The sequence below is a fragment of the Opitutus terrae PB90-1 genome, from assembly GCF_000019965.1.
GTDB classification, from domain to species: domain Bacteria; phylum Verrucomicrobiota; class Verrucomicrobiia; order Opitutales; family Opitutaceae; genus Opitutus; species Opitutus terrae.
On record NC_010571.1, the window covers coordinates 1,837,252 to 1,852,842 of the forward strand.

General features: G+C 68.2%; 18 protein-coding genes. 9 read left to right on the forward strand and 9 right to left on the reverse strand.

The window, feature by feature from the left end; all coding sequences use genetic code 11:
* Window positions 1–26: 26 nt before the first annotated feature.
* The 3 genes from yidD to rpmH all read right to left on the reverse strand — a co-directional run bounded on the left by yidD (window position 27) and on the right by rpmH (window position 1,037).
* Window positions 27–338, reverse strand: a complete 312-nt coding sequence (gene yidD, locus OTER_RS07460; RefSeq protein WP_012374295.1) for a membrane protein insertion efficiency factor YidD — start codon at window positions 336–338, stop codon at window positions 27–29.
* Window positions 339–426: 88 nt separating this feature from the next.
* Window positions 427–858, reverse strand: a complete 432-nt coding sequence (rnpA, locus tag OTER_RS07465) for a ribonuclease P protein component (RefSeq protein WP_012374296.1) — start codon at window positions 856–858, stop codon at window positions 427–429.
* A 41-nt stretch (window positions 859–899) separates the two neighbouring features.
* Window positions 900–1,037, reverse strand: coding sequence for a 50S ribosomal protein L34 (gene rpmH / locus OTER_RS25085; RefSeq protein WP_012374297.1), 138 nt, complete (start codon window positions 1,035–1,037; stop codon window positions 900–902).
* 216 nt (window positions 1,038–1,253) lie between these two features.
* Here rpmH and OTER_RS07470 point away from each other — a divergent pair, with 216 nt between their 5' ends.
* From OTER_RS07470 to OTER_RS07490, 5 genes are all read left to right on the forward strand, one after another.
* On the forward strand, window positions 1,254–1,892 hold the full coding sequence (locus tag OTER_RS07470; protein WP_012374298.1) for a LysE family translocator: 639 nt from the start codon (window positions 1,254–1,256) through the stop codon (window positions 1,890–1,892).
* A gap of 125 nt (window positions 1,893–2,017) precedes the next feature.
* Window positions 2,018–2,464: a metallophosphoesterase family protein gene (locus OTER_RS07475; RefSeq protein ID WP_012374299.1), complete on the forward strand. Its 447-nt coding sequence runs from the start codon at window positions 2,018–2,020 to the stop codon at window positions 2,462–2,464.
* Window positions 2,465–2,478: 14 nt separating this feature from the next.
* Entirely contained in the window at window positions 2,479–3,027 is a 549-nt protein-coding gene (locus OTER_RS23855; protein ID WP_012374300.1) for a CDP-alcohol phosphatidyltransferase family protein, read from the forward strand.
* Between the two features lie 60 nt (window positions 3,028–3,087).
* A complete protein-coding gene (locus OTER_RS07485; protein ID WP_012374301.1) occupies window positions 3,088–3,657 on the forward strand; it encodes a CDP-alcohol phosphatidyltransferase family protein in 570 nt (189 codons plus the stop codon).
* 201 nt (window positions 3,658–3,858) lie between these two features.
* The gene (locus OTER_RS07490; RefSeq protein ID WP_012374302.1) at window positions 3,859–4,665 is read left to right on the forward strand and encodes a M48 family metallopeptidase; all 807 of its coding nucleotides are present in this window, start codon (window positions 3,859–3,861) and stop codon (window positions 4,663–4,665) included.
* 64 nt (window positions 4,666–4,729) lie between these two features.
* Here OTER_RS07490 and OTER_RS07495 read toward each other — a convergent pair whose 3' ends face one another.
* From OTER_RS07495 to OTER_RS25090, 3 genes are all read right to left on the reverse strand, one after another.
* Window positions 4,730–5,263 (reverse strand): FKBP-type peptidyl-prolyl cis-trans isomerase, encoded by a 534-nt coding sequence (locus OTER_RS07495; RefSeq protein WP_012374303.1) that lies wholly within the window; start codon window positions 5,261–5,263, stop codon window positions 4,730–4,732.
* 71 nt (window positions 5,264–5,334) lie between these two features.
* Window positions 5,335–6,465 carry a peptidylprolyl isomerase gene (locus OTER_RS23860; protein ID WP_012374304.1) on the reverse strand — a complete coding sequence of 377 codons (1,131 nt, stop codon included), beginning with the start codon at window positions 6,463–6,465 and terminating at the stop codon, window positions 5,335–5,337.
* Window positions 6,462–7,895: a sensor histidine kinase gene (locus tag OTER_RS25090; RefSeq protein WP_012374305.1), complete on the reverse strand. Its 1,434-nt coding sequence runs from the start codon at window positions 7,893–7,895 to the stop codon at window positions 6,462–6,464. The genes OTER_RS23860 and OTER_RS25090 overlap by 4 nt, the downstream gene beginning before the upstream one ends.
* A 193-nt stretch (window positions 7,896–8,088) precedes the next feature.
* Here OTER_RS25090 and OTER_RS07510 point away from each other — a divergent pair, with 193 nt between their 5' ends.
* Window positions 8,089–9,018, forward strand: a complete 930-nt coding sequence (locus OTER_RS07510) for an AEC family transporter (RefSeq protein WP_012374306.1) — start codon at window positions 8,089–8,091, stop codon at window positions 9,016–9,018.
* Window positions 9,019–9,086: 68 nt separating this feature from the next.
* The gene (locus OTER_RS07515) at window positions 9,087–9,536 is read left to right on the forward strand and encodes a GNAT family N-acetyltransferase (protein ID WP_012374307.1); all 450 of its coding nucleotides are present in this window, start codon (window positions 9,087–9,089) and stop codon (window positions 9,534–9,536) included.
* Window positions 9,537–9,573: 37 nt separating this feature from the next.
* Here OTER_RS07515 and OTER_RS07520 read toward each other — a convergent pair whose 3' ends face one another.
* The 3 genes from OTER_RS07520 to glpK all read right to left on the reverse strand — a co-directional run bounded on the left by OTER_RS07520 (window position 9,574) and on the right by glpK (window position 13,962).
* A complete protein-coding gene (locus OTER_RS07520) occupies window positions 9,574–10,629 on the reverse strand; it encodes a LysM peptidoglycan-binding domain-containing protein (RefSeq protein ID WP_012374308.1) in 1,056 nt (351 codons plus the stop codon).
* Window positions 10,630–10,883: 254 nt separating this feature from the next.
* Complete coding sequence (locus OTER_RS07525; protein WP_012374309.1) at window positions 10,884–12,161, reverse strand: LysM peptidoglycan-binding domain-containing protein; 1,278 nt, start codon at window positions 12,159–12,161, stop codon at window positions 10,884–10,886.
* 304 nt (window positions 12,162–12,465) lie between these two features.
* The gene (gene glpK / locus OTER_RS07530; protein WP_012374310.1) at window positions 12,466–13,962 is read right to left on the reverse strand and encodes a glycerol kinase GlpK; all 1,497 of its coding nucleotides are present in this window, start codon (window positions 13,960–13,962) and stop codon (window positions 12,466–12,468) included.
* Window positions 13,963–14,159: 197 nt separating this feature from the next.
* Between glpK and OTER_RS23870 the strand changes: the two genes are divergently transcribed.
* A complete protein-coding gene (locus tag OTER_RS23870; protein WP_012374311.1) occupies window positions 14,160–14,861 on the forward strand; it encodes a YMGG-like glycine zipper-containing protein in 702 nt (233 codons plus the stop codon).
* 94 nt (window positions 14,862–14,955) lie between these two features.
* Entirely contained in the window at window positions 14,956–15,591 is a 636-nt protein-coding gene (locus OTER_RS07540; RefSeq protein ID WP_012374312.1) for a penicillin-binding protein activator LpoB, read from the forward strand.

A 15,591-nucleotide genomic window follows, 5' to 3' on the forward strand; every position in this document is an offset into this window, starting at 1 on the left:
AAAGCGGGAGACGATCGGTGGAGGCGCTAAGCGGTCAGCTCGCGCGAAAGAGGCGGGACGGCGGGTGTGGCGCGCCGGCAGACGGGTCGCAGTTGGAGCGCTTCGGGAACAGGATCGAATCCGCCGGGGTGCAGCGGCGTGCACTTGATCAGCCGGCGAAGCGCGAGGGCGCTGCCGATCACCGCGCCGTGTCGGCGCACGGCTTCCGCGGCGTAATGCGAACACGTCGGCGCGAACCGGCACCCGCAGGAAGGGCCAAAGATCGCCGGCAGCACGGGCGAAAGCGTGTGCTGATACAGCCACACGAGGCCCAGCAGCGTCCGCGCGGGGAGCTGCATGAGCAGGCGAAGCAGCTGCGCGGCACGCGCGACATCGCCTCGACCGCGGCGGGACGCGGCTGTGGTGGAAGCAGGTGGCACGAGCGAATCAGGCATTTTTGGGCGAAAACACCTTACGACAGGCATCGACAAACTTGTGTTCAAGTTCCGGCATAGGCGCGTCGACCGCGGCGGCCCGAGCGCTCAACAGTACGTCGCAGCCGACGGGAACTTCCTCCTGGTGGCGGCGAAAAATCTCTCGTAATCGGCGTTTTGCGCGATTGCGGCGAACCGCATGGCCCACGGCGACCGTCGAGGCGACCACGCCCACGCGTCGCGCGGAAGTCTTCGCGGACGGAGCGGGCTCGGCCGCGGGAGCGCCGGCGGCCGGTTCGGCCGGTTCGGCCGGAGCGGGGGAGGGCGACGCAGCCCGCCGCAAACCCCAAAGGGTGAACGAGCCGCAATTGACGCGGCGCCCCTGCTCCCGAATGACGCGGAAATCGCTCTGGCGACGCAAATGCTGCTCAGGGCGGAAACGCATGGGGCCGGGGGTCGAACGCGCGCGGGCAGGCGGCGCGACGATCAGACGACCGTCAGGCGCTTCCGACCTTTGAGACGACGGGACTTGATGACCTTACGGCCGCTGGCGGTGGCCATGCGCGCGCGATAACCGATTTTACGGGCGCGCTTTTTGCGGTGCGGGCGGAATGTGGGCTTCATGACTTTTTAGGAAAAAGAGGGTCAGAGGTGCCCGACGGCCCAAGGGGTGTCAAGGGTGGGATTTAGAGCGTAGCGATACCCTTCCGGCCGGAGCCGTTTCCTCGCGTTCTGGCGGGCTGTCGCGCGAGGAGGCCGTCGCGCTGCGTTTGACAAGCCCGGCGGCGGTCCCTGCAGTCGCGGGCCGCGGTTGGCCGAGACGGCAGGCCGGTGTTTTCCATGGAGTTGCTTGTTTCCATCACGACGGTGTTGGGCGCGCTCGCGCTCGGCACGATCAGCCCCGGCCCGAGTTTCGTGTTCGTGGCGCGCACGGCAGTCGCCAAGTCGCGGCCCGACGGTATTGCCGCGGCGTTCGGCATGGGAGTGGGCGGGGTGATCTTTGCGGGGCTTGCGCTGCTGGGACTGCAAGCGGCGATCGCGGCGATGCCGGGGCTGTTCACCGGGTTGAAGGTGCTCGGCGCGCTCTACCTCATCTATCTCGGATGGGGTGCCTGGCGCGGGGCGCGGGAACCGCTGGCGGTGAACGAGCGTGGCCAACCGGCGCCGCGGGCGGTCGGCGGTTCATTCCGACAAGGATTGCTGACGCAGCTGAGCAATCCGAAGGCGGCGGTGGTGTATGGCAGTGTTTTTGCGGCGCTGTTGCCGGCGCACCCGCCGGCGTGGGCGGCGGTGGTGCTGCTGGGGGTCATTTTCGCCATGGAGACGGGCTGGTATGCGTTCGTGGCGGTCACGCTCTCGGCGGAGGCGTCGCGCGCCGTTTACCTGCGAAGCAAGGCGCTGATCGATCGCTCGGCCGGCGGGGTGATGGCGCTGCTCGGGCTGAAGCTGCTGATCGACGCGCGATCGTCGATGATGTGATCCCGGCGCCGGCCGAGCGGGCGGCGGGTAAGCGACGACATTTGCGAGCTTGAGCTAACAGGCATCGTGGCCACCTTGAGCGCGATGACGTGCGTGATCGGGAGGCCGACCAACCAGGCGAGACCATGCGCATCGCGGTGATCTCAGACACCCACGACCGTTATCCGCCCACGCTGCCGTCGCGGCTGAAGGAGGCGGACGAGATCTGGCATCTGGGCGATGTATGCGATCCGTCGACGCTGGTGGAATTCGAGCAACTCGGCCCGCCGTTGCGCGTGGTGCTCGGGAATTGCGATGCCTATGCCGGCTGGCCGCTGACCTTGGAATTGGAACGGGCCGGCACGCGGTTCCTCCTCATCCATGTGCCGCCGGCGCTGCCGAAAACGGCGGCGCGCAGGCCCGACGTGATTTTGCACGGGCACACGCATGTGCCGCGCGACGAGGTGGTCGGCGGCGCACGGTGGCTGAACCCCGGCTGCATCACCCGGCCCAATCGCGGCGCGCCGGCGAGCTTCGCCTGGCTGACGGTGAACCCTGGGAAGCGGCTGCAGTGGGAGCTGGTGCGGGTGTGAAAAGGCGGAGGGCCATGCGACTGGAGCCAATTCCTTATCTGCCCAACCTGTTGAGCAGCCTCCGGATTGCGCTGGCGCCGGCGATCCTTGGCGCGGCGTATTCAAATTCCAAGCCCGGCTTCGTGGCGCTGCTGGCCGTTTCGCTGGTGAGCGACACGCTCGACGGCTGGCTCGCGCGGCGCTGGCACGTGTCCTCGGCGGTCGGCCAGCGGCTGGACCGCTGGGGCGACGGGCTCACGCTGATCGTGGGCGCGCTGGGCGTGAGTTTTCTCTGGCTGGAGATCGTGGAGCGCGAATGGCATTGGGGGCTGATCGCCGTCGCCGGCTATCTGATGTGCGGGCTGCAGCGGTTGATCGAGCCGGCGGTCGAACAAAGCCGGTCCGGGTGGATGAGCCGGGTGTGCGGCTGGGCGGTGCCGTTGTCGCTCGTGCCTTTGTTGACGGGGCAGGCGGCGTGGCCCTTCCAGGCGGCGGCGGTGCTGCAGGCGGCGCTCGGCGGCTGGAAACTCGCCGCGGCGCGGAGGACGGCACCGCCCGCCCCCGCCACGGGTGCAACGACGTAGCGGGCCGGAATACCGCGCCCGCGGCTTGTGCACGCGCGCCGGGCTGGCACACTGGCGGACATGACTCGCTCGCAGTGGCCGAACGTCGTCACCGGCACGCGCATCGCACTCGCGCCGGCGCTCCTGGGCGTGGCGTCGGCGGGCGACCGCGGCTGGTTCGGTGCGCTGCTCGGGGCGGCGCTGGCGACCGATGCGCTCGACGGCTTCCTCGCGCGAAAACTGCAGGCGTATTCAGAGTTCGGGCGCAAACTCGATAGCATCGCTGATTACCTGACGCTCTTCACCGGGCTGGCGGGGATCTGGCTGCTGTGGCCGGAGGTGGTCCACCGCGAGTGGCCATGGTTCGCGGGCGTGATGGGCGCCTTTTTCGGCGCCATGGCCATCAGTTTCCTGCATCTGCGACGCGTGCCCTGCTACCACACCTGGATGTCCAAGACGACCGTCGCGGCCTGCGTCGTGGCGCTCGTGCCGCTGCTGGCGGGATGGACGCCCGTGCCGGCGCGCACGGTGGCGGTGTTCCAGATGCTCGTGGCGGTGGAGGAGGTGGCGATCGCGTTCCTCGTGCCGTGGCACGTCGGCGAAATGCCCAGCGTGTGGCACGCCTGGAAACTGCGCCGCGGGCATCACTGAGCGAAGCCAGGCTCAAAGCAAAAGCCGCGCCTTCGCGACCAGAGTAACCTAATGGGTTACTCTCTTTCGTGCCGCTCAGAGGAGGAAGTAACCCAATAGGTTACTCTTTGCGGCGCGGTCCGTGGTTGGAGCAGGCGGAGGGGGCGTGGTGCTCGGAGATTGACGCGAAGGCCCGGGTCGGAAGGCTGGGACGCGACGCGCATGAGCGGAGAGCACCAGCAGGATCTGTTCGGATTTTTTGCGCCCGAGGCCGGCGTGCACAAATCGCCGCCGAGCGTTGCGCCGTCGGCGGGTGGTGCCGCGACGACGCACGCGCGGCGCGAGGAAATCGTTTTCCGGCGCAGTGATCGGGCGCGGAGCTATCGTTTGACGCTGCAGCGCGATGGGACGGCGGTGGCGACGATTCCGGCGCGCGGGTCGGAGCGGGAAGCGCGCCGGTTTGTGGAGCAGCATCAGGATTGGTTGGAGCGGGCGCGGGCGCGCCAGCGGCACCGGCCGCGCGGAGCCGAGATCTGGACGATCGGCACGCACGTGCTCTGGCGCGGCGAGATGACGGAGATCCGCGTGGCGCAACAGCACGATCCCTGGAACTGCACTGTGACCCCGCGACCGCAGGTGTGCGTGGCGGCGGACGTGTTTCGCGTGCCGCAGCTCGGGGGTGATTTGCGACCGACGCTCGAGGCACATTTCGCCCGGAAAGCGAAAATCGAACTGCCGGCGCGCACCTGGGAGTTGGCGGCGTTGACGGGCGTGGAGGTGCGGCAGGTCGTCGTCCGTAATCAGCGCTCACGCTGGGGTTCGTGCTCGGCGAACGGCACGATCTCGCTGAACTGGCGGCTCGTGCAGACGCCGGAGTTCGTGCGCGACTACATCATTTATCACGAGCTGATGCACCTGCGGGAAATGAATCACTCGGCCCGGTTCTGGGCGCAGGTCGAGGAGGTATGCCCCGCCTGGCGCGAGGCTGAGCTGTGGATCAAGCGCAACGGCTCGATCGTGGGGTTGTGAGAGGTTTTTGCTGCGCCAGAACCTAATCACCGAACCCAGGGTCAGATTTCGGCAGCGCGGCAATCTATCGAAAATCGATCAGCTCGACCTCGAACACCAGCGTGGCGCGCGGCGGGATGCGTGGGGGACGTCCATTCACGCCGTAGGCGAGCCAGTGCGGCACGATGAGCGTGCGCTTCTCGCCCTTGCGCATGGTGAGGAAGGCTTCGTCCCAGCCTTTGATCACCGCGCCGGTGCCGACGCGAAACGTGAGCGGAGTGTTATCGCGATACGAGCTGTCGAACGGCGTGCCATCGAGCAGCCGGCCGTCGTAGTGGGCGATGACCTGGTCGCCGACCTGCGGCGTTGTGCCCGTGCCCGGCGCACGCACGAGGAACATCAGTCCGGACGGCGTACGCGTGGCGGTCGGATAACGCTGGCGGATCACGTCGGCGTCCGCCGGCGGAAGCTCCGGCGTGCCCTGCTGGTCGAGCGCCTGGCGCATCGCGCGATTGATGGGCTGGCCCGGCTCTTTGCGGAGGAGCAGGCCGGAGCGAACGACGATCGCGATCGTCACGAGCACGACACCGAGCAGGGCCAGGTAGAGGAAGCTGCGCATGGAGGGAGGACGGGGAATTCGCGGAGGAACGGCAAATTTGCAAACGCGGCGATCACGCACGGGGCGCGGCGTTACGCCTCGAAGCGGAAGATCAGCGCGTCGAGCACGGCATCGAACTGCAGCTTGATCCGCTGGCCGGGGAGGAGCGGCCGCTCGGGGCCGGCCGCTTTCTCGGCGATTTCGATCGTGCGCGCAGCATCGGCCAGCGCGACCGTGAGCAGTTCCTGCTTGGCCTGATGCAGCGCGCCCTCGCGCGTGAACTCGGCGACGGTGCCGGCCCGGCCCATGAATTTCGGCAGGCGTGCATCGCCGATCCACAATCCCCATTGCTGCGTGTCGGCGAAATAGACGACAAGCACCGCATCGGCGCCGAGCTGCCACTGCTGCGCGAGCACGCCGACGAAACTGCCCGCCCGCTGCCCGGGAGTTTCCGGGGTGAACTTCGGCAGCAGACGCGCGTAAAGCCGCACGCCGGTGGCGCGGGCGAAGTTGGCGAGCTTGGCGTCGAACGCCTTCGCGCGCGGTGGATCGCGGGGGAGGAGATTCTCCGGATCGTCGAAATGCGGCAGCCGCGCCCGCGGGGCTTGGCCGGCGAGTCGCGTGAACTCGGCGGTATCCACGCGAAACGCCTGCGCGGCGCTGCCCACGCGGTGAATGGTCACCTTGGTGATAACGTCGCCTTGTTGGATCTGCGGCAGCACCTCGAGCCCACGCACGACCCGGCCGAATACGCTGTGCAGGTAATTCAGCCGATTCACCGGCGCGAGCGTGAGGAAGAACTGCGAGCCGTTGGTGTCCGGGCCGCCGTTGGCCATCGAGAGGACGCCGGCGGTGTCGTGGCGCAGGCCGGGCACGAACTCGTCGGGAAACTCATAGCCTGGTCCGCCCTCGCCGGTGCCAAGTGGATCGCCGCCCTGCACGACGAATCCCGGCACGACGCGGTGAAACGTCAGCCCATCGTAAAAGGGCCGGCGGGGCATTGGCCCGAGCTGGCCCTCGGCGAGCCCGACGAAGTTCGCCACGGTCAGCGGCGCGCGCGTGAAAAACAGCTCGGCGACGAGGGTGCCGCGGGGGGTGGCGATTTCGGCGTAGAGTCCGTCGGGCAACGGCGCCTCGGCAGGTTCGTCCGCGGCGATCGCTGGCGCCGTGACGAAACACGCCAGGATGGCGGTCCAGCGGAGTGAAAGGCGCAGGAGGTTCATCGGGGTTGCAGCTCGGGCGTGGCGACGGTGGGCGGTAGCGTCACCACGAAACGGCTACCGCGGCCGGGGCCATCGCTTTCGGCTCGCACCCGGCCGCCGTGGAGCGTGACGAGTTGGTGGACGATGAACAGCCCCAAGCCCGTGGAGGTTTCGCCGCAGGTCGGCCGCGCCGAAAGCCGCTGGTATTTCTGAAATAACCGCGGGTAGTCGTCGCAGGTGAGCCCCGGACCTTCATCGCGCACGACGAGCCGGTAGCCCTCGTCCGGCTGATGGGAAAGCTCCGTCCACACATTGCGCTGCGGCGGCGAAAATTTGATGGCGTTGGTGACGAGGTTTTCGATGACGCGTTGGAAGTGCGCGTGGTCGAGGGAAGCGGGCGGCGCTTCGAGCGCAGAGGCGTCGGCGCTGCAGTGCAAGGCGATCGACTTGGCGTCGGCGAGCGGGCGCAGGTGGCCGACCGTCTCGGCGACGAAGCGCGGCAGATCCGTCGGCGCGCGTTCGAGCTCGAGCTGGCGCGTCTCGACCGCCACGTCGGTGAGCAGGTTGCCGACAAACTCGGCGAGCTGCCGGGCGGAATCGTCGATGCCGTTGACCAGCGGCTGCAGGCCGGAGGCGGCTGGCAGTTCGGAGCGCAGCGTTTGGGCGCGGAGCGAAATGGAGTTGAGGGGGTCGCGCAGGTCATGGGCCGCGCGTGCGAGCAGGTCGGTCTTGAACAGGTTGGCGCGTGCCAGCTCGCGGTTCGAGGCGGCGAGTTGGCCGGCCTGCGCTTCGATGGTGACGAGTTGGAGATAGTTCGCCGCTTTCAACGAATACACCACGCGCGAGCCGATCCAGAAGATCACCGTGGCGTGCAGCGCGACAAAGGTGTGATGCCACATCGTCGGGTCGGCGCCGTGCACCCAAAGCGAGCCGGCGACGAGCCCGACCAGGCTGAGCCCGCAGGCCCAGAAGCTGAAACGCGGCGTCGTGTAGAACAGCGTCGAGAACGCAGCGATTCCAAGCAGATAGGCGGAGATGGAGCTGGTGATCTGTTGCTCGACGATGCTGAAGAGCGTGACGGCGACGAGCATCAGCGCGGCATAGCCGAGGGCGATCCGGTGCGGCAACGGGTCGGCCACGCGTGGCTCACGGGGACGGAAGTGCAGAAGCAGGAGGAAGGCGACGAGTCCCAATGCGATCATGACTCCGTGCAGCGCCGTCAGGCTGAGGTGCAGCGGGTCTACGGGCCAGTAGCCCGAGCGATAATATTGGAGCTCGGGCAGCAGCCCGACGAAAACGTTGGTTGCCGTGACCGCAGGTGCGAGCAGCAGGGCGTGGAGCCAGTTGGCGTAGGCGAGGTGGCGGGCCAGCCCCGGCCGGTGCGGCTCGGGCAGGAGCGGAAAAACGCTGCGGCGCAACTGCGGCCAAAGTGCGGCGAGAGTTTGTTTCACTGAAGCGAGGACAGGGGAGTGGCAGCGGCGCGGAGCGCCGGCGGTCGCGCCTACCGTGGGGGGCGGGGAGGCAGGGCCGGTGGTATGACGCACAGCCTGCCGAATCGGTTGTGGCGCTGGCAAGCTTCCGCGGAACCGCGGCGCCGCGGCGAATCGCGTGGACCTGCGCGCTGGAGCCAGTGATCGTGGCGCCGTGCTGGTCATCAACACGCTCGCGCCAGTCTTTCTGCTGATCGGGATCGGCGTGCTGCTGCAACGCAGCGGATTCGCCACCCCGGGATTTCTGCGCGAGGCAAACCGGCTGACCTACTACCTCGGCCTGCCGGCGCTCCTGTTTACGGAACTGACGCGGACCTTTCATCACGCCGACGGCGCGAAGCTGATGCTCGGGACGATGGCGGGTGCGACGCTGCTGGTCATCGCGGTTGCGTATCTTGGGGCGTGGCTGCTGCGCGTGCCGGGGCAGGCGATGGGCACATTCGTGCAAGGGGCGTTCCGCGGGAATCTCGCTTTCGTGGGCTTGCCGGTGATGTATGCGATGCCGGATACGCAGCTCGTGGGCGGGCTCTCGGCGCGGGCGGCGGCCGTCGTGGTCGTGGGCCCGATGATGGTCGCCTACAATTTCCTCGGAATCGTCGTGCTGCTGCTTAGCCAGCATCGGCTGGGCTGGGCGATGGTGCGGCCGTTCCTGCGGCAGCTGCTGACCACGCCGCCGCTGCTGGCGACGATTGCGGGCATCGGCTTCGCGGCGGCGGGCTGGCGGCTGCCGTCGGCGATCGACCAGACGTTCACGGCCCTTGGCGACATGGCGCTGCCGTTGGGACTGCTGGGCGTAGGCGGCTCGCTCGTGGCGGTGGAGCGACACGCCGGCGGCCGGGCGGCCTGGGCGGCGGCGCTCGGCAAGACAGTGGTGTCGCCGGTGATCGGTTTCCTGCTCGGCCGCGCGCTGGGGCTCGAGGCGGTGGAGTTAAAGATGGTGATGATTCTCCTGGCCACGCCGACGGCGATCATCTCCTACGCCGTGGCCCTGGAGTTGAAAGGCGATGAAGCGATCGCGTCGGGGTCGATCGTGCTCAGCGTGCTCACGTCGATCGTGACGATGGCGTTGATCATCGCGTGGTGAGCTGGCCCGGAAGGGGAGCACATCGCATGACGAAATCGGCGAGACCAGCGAGGGGCAGGACGGCCCGAATGCGAATCCGGCCGCTCGCGCCGGCCGATCTGGCCGAGTGGGCGCGTATGCGTCAGACGCTCTGGCCGGACTGCCCGCCGCGGCGCACGCGCGTGGAAATGCGCGAGCTGCTGCGCGATCCACGGATGTTTGGCGTGCTTGTGCTCGACCGCGGGACGGGGATGCTGGGCGGGTTCGTCGAACTTGCGCTGCGCGCCGGCGTGGATGGCGCAGCGGGTGAGTGGGTCGGGTTTCTCGAAGGCTGGTATGTGGATCCCGATCTGCGGCAGCGCGGGTGGGGCCGCAAACTGGTGTGCGCCGCCGAGCGCTGGGCGGCCGAGCGGGGGATGACAGAACTGGCCAGCGACACGGAGCTCGGCAACCGAGCGGCGATCGACGCCCATCGCGGGCTCGGATTTCGCGAGACCTTTCGAACCGTGCAGTTCCTGAAGCGGATCCGACGCCGTTAAACACGCGCCGCTGCGCCGGTCGCTACGAGCTGGCTGCTTATTCCTCCGCGGGAATTTCGAGCTCCAGTCCCGGTTTGAGCGGGCGGCCACCGCTCAGCAGCGCGTTATTGGCGGCATAGAGCAAACTCCAGCGATCAGGCCGGCCGTAAATTTTCTGCGCAATCTTTTCGAGCGTGTCGCCCTCTTCGACGACATACACACGCACCGGCTTGGCGGCCGGCGCCGGAGCGGCGGGTGCGGCGGTCGGCGGCTGGTTGCGGAGCTTTGCGGTGTCGACGGAGAGCATGGCGCCGGCCGAACTGTCGGCGGCGAGCACGGGCGTGCGGAGCACGCCCTCGATCTCGCGCGCGCCGGTGGCGGTGGACTCGCGGGCGGCGGCGAGCGAGGTGGCGGCGGCGGGCGCCGGCGTGGGTGCGGCGTTGGCCATCGCCAGCAGCTGCGCGCGCAGCGCTTCGGATCGCTGTTCCGCCTGGGCGCGCGCCTCCTTTTGCGCGAGCAACTCGGTGTTGAGTTGAGCGAGCGCGGACTGGGCCTCGTTGTTCTCGGCGGTGATGGTTTCGACACGCGCGGTGAGCGTGGCGTTCTCGGTGCGCGCCTGGTCGATCGAAGTGCGGAGCCGGTTGTTTTCCTCCTGCAGCGCCGTGTACGTGCGCAACGCGTTCGCCAGCTGATCCTCGGTTTCGCCGAGTTTCGTTTTCAGCTCGGCGATCTGCTCCAAAGCGGCGGTGTTGGCAGCGCCGGTCGCGGCGGCCGAACCGTTTTTCTGCAGGCGTTCGCGTTCGGATTGCAGGCGCGCGTAGCTCGCGCGCAGTTCGGCCAGCTCGCGCGTGGTTTCGTTGAGCCGCGCGACCAGCTCGGGTGCGGCCTCCTGCGGGCGATCCAGCGCGGCGCGAAGCGTCTCGCCTTCCTTGCGGGCAATGGCGAGCTCCTGCTGCAACAGCTTCTTCTCCACCCGCAGATCGGAATTCTCGGTGGCGAGCTGCGAGTCGGTGCGAAACCGCTCGGGCCGGCCAAAGTGCACGTAATGGCAGCCGGCTGTGACCGCCAAAATCGACACGACGAGCAGAAGCCGGCAGGAGCTACGGGAACGCATCGGCCCCGTTGAAGTGGAAATCGGGCCGAGTGGCAATCCCCCGCCGGAGGGTTCAGGCCGACTTCACAGTCTTGTGATGGCGCGCGCCGCAATGCGCCGCCTCTGCGAGGCGGTCGGTTGCTATACCTGGTTTGCCCAGGCTGTAGGACCGGCTTTACGCCGCGATGGAAGCGCTCGTGCGCGGGGTCGCGGCGTAAAGCCGCTCCTACAGTGAGATGCAGGCAAGCGCGTAGAATCCCACGGCCGTGGCGGAATTACGGAATCCGCAGCGTGGCGCCGATTGGGAGCACGTTCTCGTTCTGGATCACGTCGCGGTTGGCGTTGAGGATCTCGTCCCAGCGATTGGCGGTGCCGTAGTAGGTGCGGGAAAGTTTGGCGAGGTTGTCGCCGGCGACGACGACGTGCGTGCGCGGCTGGGCCGCTGCAGGGGCCGGGGCAGGCGTGGTGGCCGGCGGTGGCGTGGCGCCGGGGCGGGCCGGAGAGGCGAGGGTCGAACCCGGGGGCGGGCCGAGCACCGCGATCCGGGTTTTGAGCTGCGCGTTCTCGGCGGCGAGCGCGGCGGATTGCGCCTGCGTCTGGCGGAGTTCGTCGAACAGCGCGGAAATTTGCGCGGCGGATTCGGCGGCGGCCTTCGCGGCGGCGGTGCGGGCTTCTTCGGCGCCGCGGGCGGCCTCGGCCTTCGCGAGATCGGAATCGCGTTCCAGGAGGGAATAGCTGCGCAGGACGGTGTTCAGCTTGTCCTCGGTTTCCGCGAGCTGCTGCGCAAGATCCGGCGGCGGGGGCGGAGCGGAGGCGAGCCGCGTTTCCAATTCGGCGTTCTTGCGGCGCAGTTCCTCGACTTCGGCGGCAACGGCGGACTGGCTGAGCCCGGCGGATTTCAACTGGTCGTTCTCGGTCTGCAGCTGCGTGAAACTGCGGAGCGCGGCCTCGAGCTTCGTTTCGGTTTCGGCGAGCTTGGCGGTGAGTTCAGGCGAGGCCGCAGCGGGTTGCTGGCGAAGTTTTTCGATTTCCGCGGCGAGCTGGTTGCGTTCTTCGACCGCTTTTTGCAGCTGCGCCTTCTCGGCTTCCGCCGCCGCAAGCCGGGCGTCGACCTCGGCTTTTTCTTTGCGGAGCTGTTCCAGTTGCGCCTGCAGCGCCGTTGCCTGCGCCCCGGCGTCGTCGGCGCGCTTCTTTTCGGATTCCTGCGCGGCTTGGTGCGCGGAAGCTTCGTTCAGCCGGGCCTGGCTCTGCTGCAGTTCGGTCGAGCTGCGAGCGAGCTTCGCGCGGAGCGCGGCCAGTTCCTGCGCGGTTTCCTGGAGGGACGATTCGCCCTGCGCTTTCGCGCGGGTGGCGGCGGCGAGTTCGGACTGCAGCCGCTGGTTTTCGGCGCGCAGTTCGGCTACCTGGCGCTCGAGATCGGGGTTCGCCGGCTCAGGCGCGCGTTCGATCACCACCGGGGCAGAGGCGCCGGACGCGGTTTCCCCGGCGGCGGGCAGAGACAAAGCCAAAGCGAGACTGCACGAAAGCGCGGCAAATCGGAGCGGGGTGGTCATGACGAGGGCAGGAGGGTAAAGGGTTTCCTTTTCGACACAATCCGCGAGTGAGAGTGCGATCGGGCCAGGGGATTTTGTCTTGGCGGCTGGGCGCAACCTGCGTCGCACAGGCGCCCGGACCGTGAAATTATAGAGGATTACGGAAGAAAGTTAAGGCAGTCGGGTAGGGCGCGCGGTCCGCGCCGAAAGCACCTATGGCCATCGCCCGGCCTCGCCGTCCCCCTTCGGTTCGGTCTCGGTGGTAGCGAAGATCACGCTGCGGAGGGCCGTCGACCGGCAGGGTGCCCATGACAGGAGCAGAACGCTACGCCCAAGCCTTGGCGCGCTCCACGGCGCGGCGCCAGTCCACTTGCAGTCGTGCCATGGCCCCGCGCGGCGCCTGTGGCGTGAACGTGCGCTGTCGCGCCCAACGCTGCGCGAGTTGGCTGCGATCGCGCCAAAAGCCGACGGCCAGTCCCGCGAGGTAGGCGGCGCCGAGGGCGGTGGTCTCGGTGACCTGCGGGCGGATCACCGGCACGCGCAGCAGATCGCTTTGAAATTGCAGCAAAGCATCGTTGACGGTTGCACCGCCGTCGACGCGGAGCTCCCGCAGCTTGCGGCCGGAGTCCGCCTGCATGGCGCCGAGCAGATCGGCGCTTTGATACGCAATGCTCTCGATCGCGGCGCGGGCGAGGTGGGCGGCGGTCGTGCCGCGGGTCAGCCCCAGGATCGCGCCGCGCGCGGCGGGATCCCAATGCGGCGCGCCGAGTCCGGCGAAGGCGGGGACCACATACACGCCGCCGTTGTCCACGGCGCGGGCGGCGAGCGATTCGATGTCGCTCGAGCGGGCGATCAGCCCGAGTCCGTCGCGCAGCCACTGTACCACGGCGCCGCCGATGAACACGCTGCCTTCGAGCGCATATTCGAGCGGCGCTTGCGGACCGAGCTTCCAGGCGATCGTGGTGAGCAGTTGATGACGCGAGGCGATGGGCTGAGTGCCGGTGTGCTGGAGCAGGAAGCAGCCCGTGCCATAAGTGTTCTTGGCCATGCCGGGGCGGAAACAGGCCTGGCCGAAGAGTGCCGCCTGCTGATCGCCGGCCATGCCGGCGACGGGCACGCCGCGCAGTGCCGGCAGCGCGCTGATTTCGCCCAACACCTCGCTGGTCGCGCGGACTTCCGGCAGCACTTCGCGCGGAATCCGCAGCAACCCGAGCAGCTCGTCGTCCCAAGCGCCGGTGCGGAGATTCAGCAGCAGCGTGCGCGAGGCGTTCGAGACCTCGGTCGCGTGCACGCGGCCGCCGGTCAGTTGCCAGAGCAACCAGGTATCCACGGTGCCGAACGCGAGCTCGCCGCGGTTGGCCCGGCGCCGCGCGCCGGGCACGTGGTCGAGCAGCCAGCGAAGTTTCGTGCCGGAGAAATACGGATCGAGGACCAGCCCGGTGCGTTTGCGAAACAACGGGCCGAGCCCGCGGGCCGCGAGCCGCGCGCAGAAATCGGCGGTGCGCCGATCCTGCCACACGATCGCGGGCGCGACAGGTTCACCCGTGCGGCGGTCCCACAGCAGCGTGGTTTCGCGCTGATTGGTGAGCCCGACGGCGGCGAGATCGGCGGCGGTGAGGTTGGCCTCGGCGACCGCGGCGAGCGCGACGCGGCGCGTGGTTTCCCACAGATCGCGCGGGTCGTGCTCGACCCATCCGGCGCGCGGGAAATGTTGCGGGAATTCCTGCTGGGCGGTGGCGCGCGCGCGGCCGGCGTGATCGAACACGATCGCGCGCGTCGACGTGGTGCCCTGGTCCAGCGCGAGGATGAATTCGGCGCTCATGGGGTAGGGGCACGCTGGGTGGGCGGAGCAGCGGTCGCAAGTTTGCATCTACCTGCGCTGGCCGGGGGAGGCCATCGCCGCAGAGCGAGCGCAATGTGTCCGGGGCGCTCCAAATCAGCAGGTTCCGACGCACTCCGCGGCTCCGAAAGGTGAAACCTTGCCCAGAGCGTCATGTCTCCCAAACTGTTTTTTCCGCCATGAAGACCTTGACCGCCCTGATGCTCGCGCTGCTTACGCTCGCGCCGATTCGTGCGCAGACGCTGCGACCGGAAGCGGTGAACGGTGCCGTGCTCGGCGGCATCGCCGGCGCGGTGATCGGTCACAACAGCGGTGATCTGCGGCACAACGCCTGGCGCGGCGCAGCCTATGGCGCCGGCGCGGGACTGCTGCTCGGACATCTGGCCGGCGAGGCCAACGCGCGCTACGCCGGCACGCAGGTGCCGGTGCCGGATTATCCGCGCACGTATGTGTATCGCGAGGCGCCCGGCTACTACGGTCAGCCAGTGTATCGGAGCTATGGCGGCACGTATTACAACGACGCGGACTACGACACGGGCTATGCGGCGCGGCCGGATTACCGCGGCAGCGGACTCGTGCTCGGCGCGCTTGCCGGTGCGATCATCGGCCACAACAGCGGCGATCTGCGGCACAACGGCTGGCGCGGCGCCGCCTACGGTGCAGGACTCGGCTACGTGCTGGGCTCGATCGCCGAGCACAACGCACGGCGGCGCGAAGCCGCGGCGGCGATGGAGACGGTGAGTGTGCCCGCGCAGACCGTGCCGACCGGCGAGCCGGCGGCAGTTCAGCCGGCCGGGAGCTCGGTTGAAACGATTCCGGTAACCGCACCCGCGAAGCCATCGTCGATGTCGTCGGCCAACGAGCTGTTCGGCCGCCGCTGAATTTCACGGCACCGCGCGCGTCCGACGCGTGTCTGCCCCGCTCCCTCTTCCCAGGCTTTTTCCCGATTTTTCCCCGACTTTTTCCTGACAAACCATGACTACGCTACTCCCCTCCCGCTTCACGACGCTCGCCATCGCGTTGACCTCCGCGCTCCTGGGCGGCTGCGCCTCGCAGGGCGTGAAGAATCCCACCGGCGTGCCCGTGACCGAGATGCGCGCCGACGAGCGCGGCTTCGTCGCCGGGACCGGCGTCGAGTCCCAGGATCTCGTGGCGGTGACCGACAAGATGGCCCGCAGCATCCTGGCGATTCCGGAGATCTCGCGCGCGCAAACAGCGCCGCGGATCGTCCTTGATCCGGTGGTGAACGACACGCGTTTCCCGCTGAACAAGGACATCTTCAACGACCGAATCCGGATCGAGCTGAACAAGAACGCGCAGGGGCGCGTGCGTTTCCTCGCGCGGGATCGGATGGCGACGCTCGAGCGCGAGCGCGAGTTGAAGCAGAGCGGCCAGGTGACCGCGAGCGCAGATCCGAGCGTCACCGAATTTCGCGGCGCGGACTATTTTCTGACCGGCAAGCTGTCCGGGATGGCGACGCGGACGAGCGCCGGCACGAGCGACTACGTGCTCTACAGTTTCCAGCTGATCGACGCGCGGACGAGTGAGATCGTCTGGGAGGATTCCGCCGAGATCAAGAAGCAGGGCCTCGAAGACGCGGCCTATCGGTAA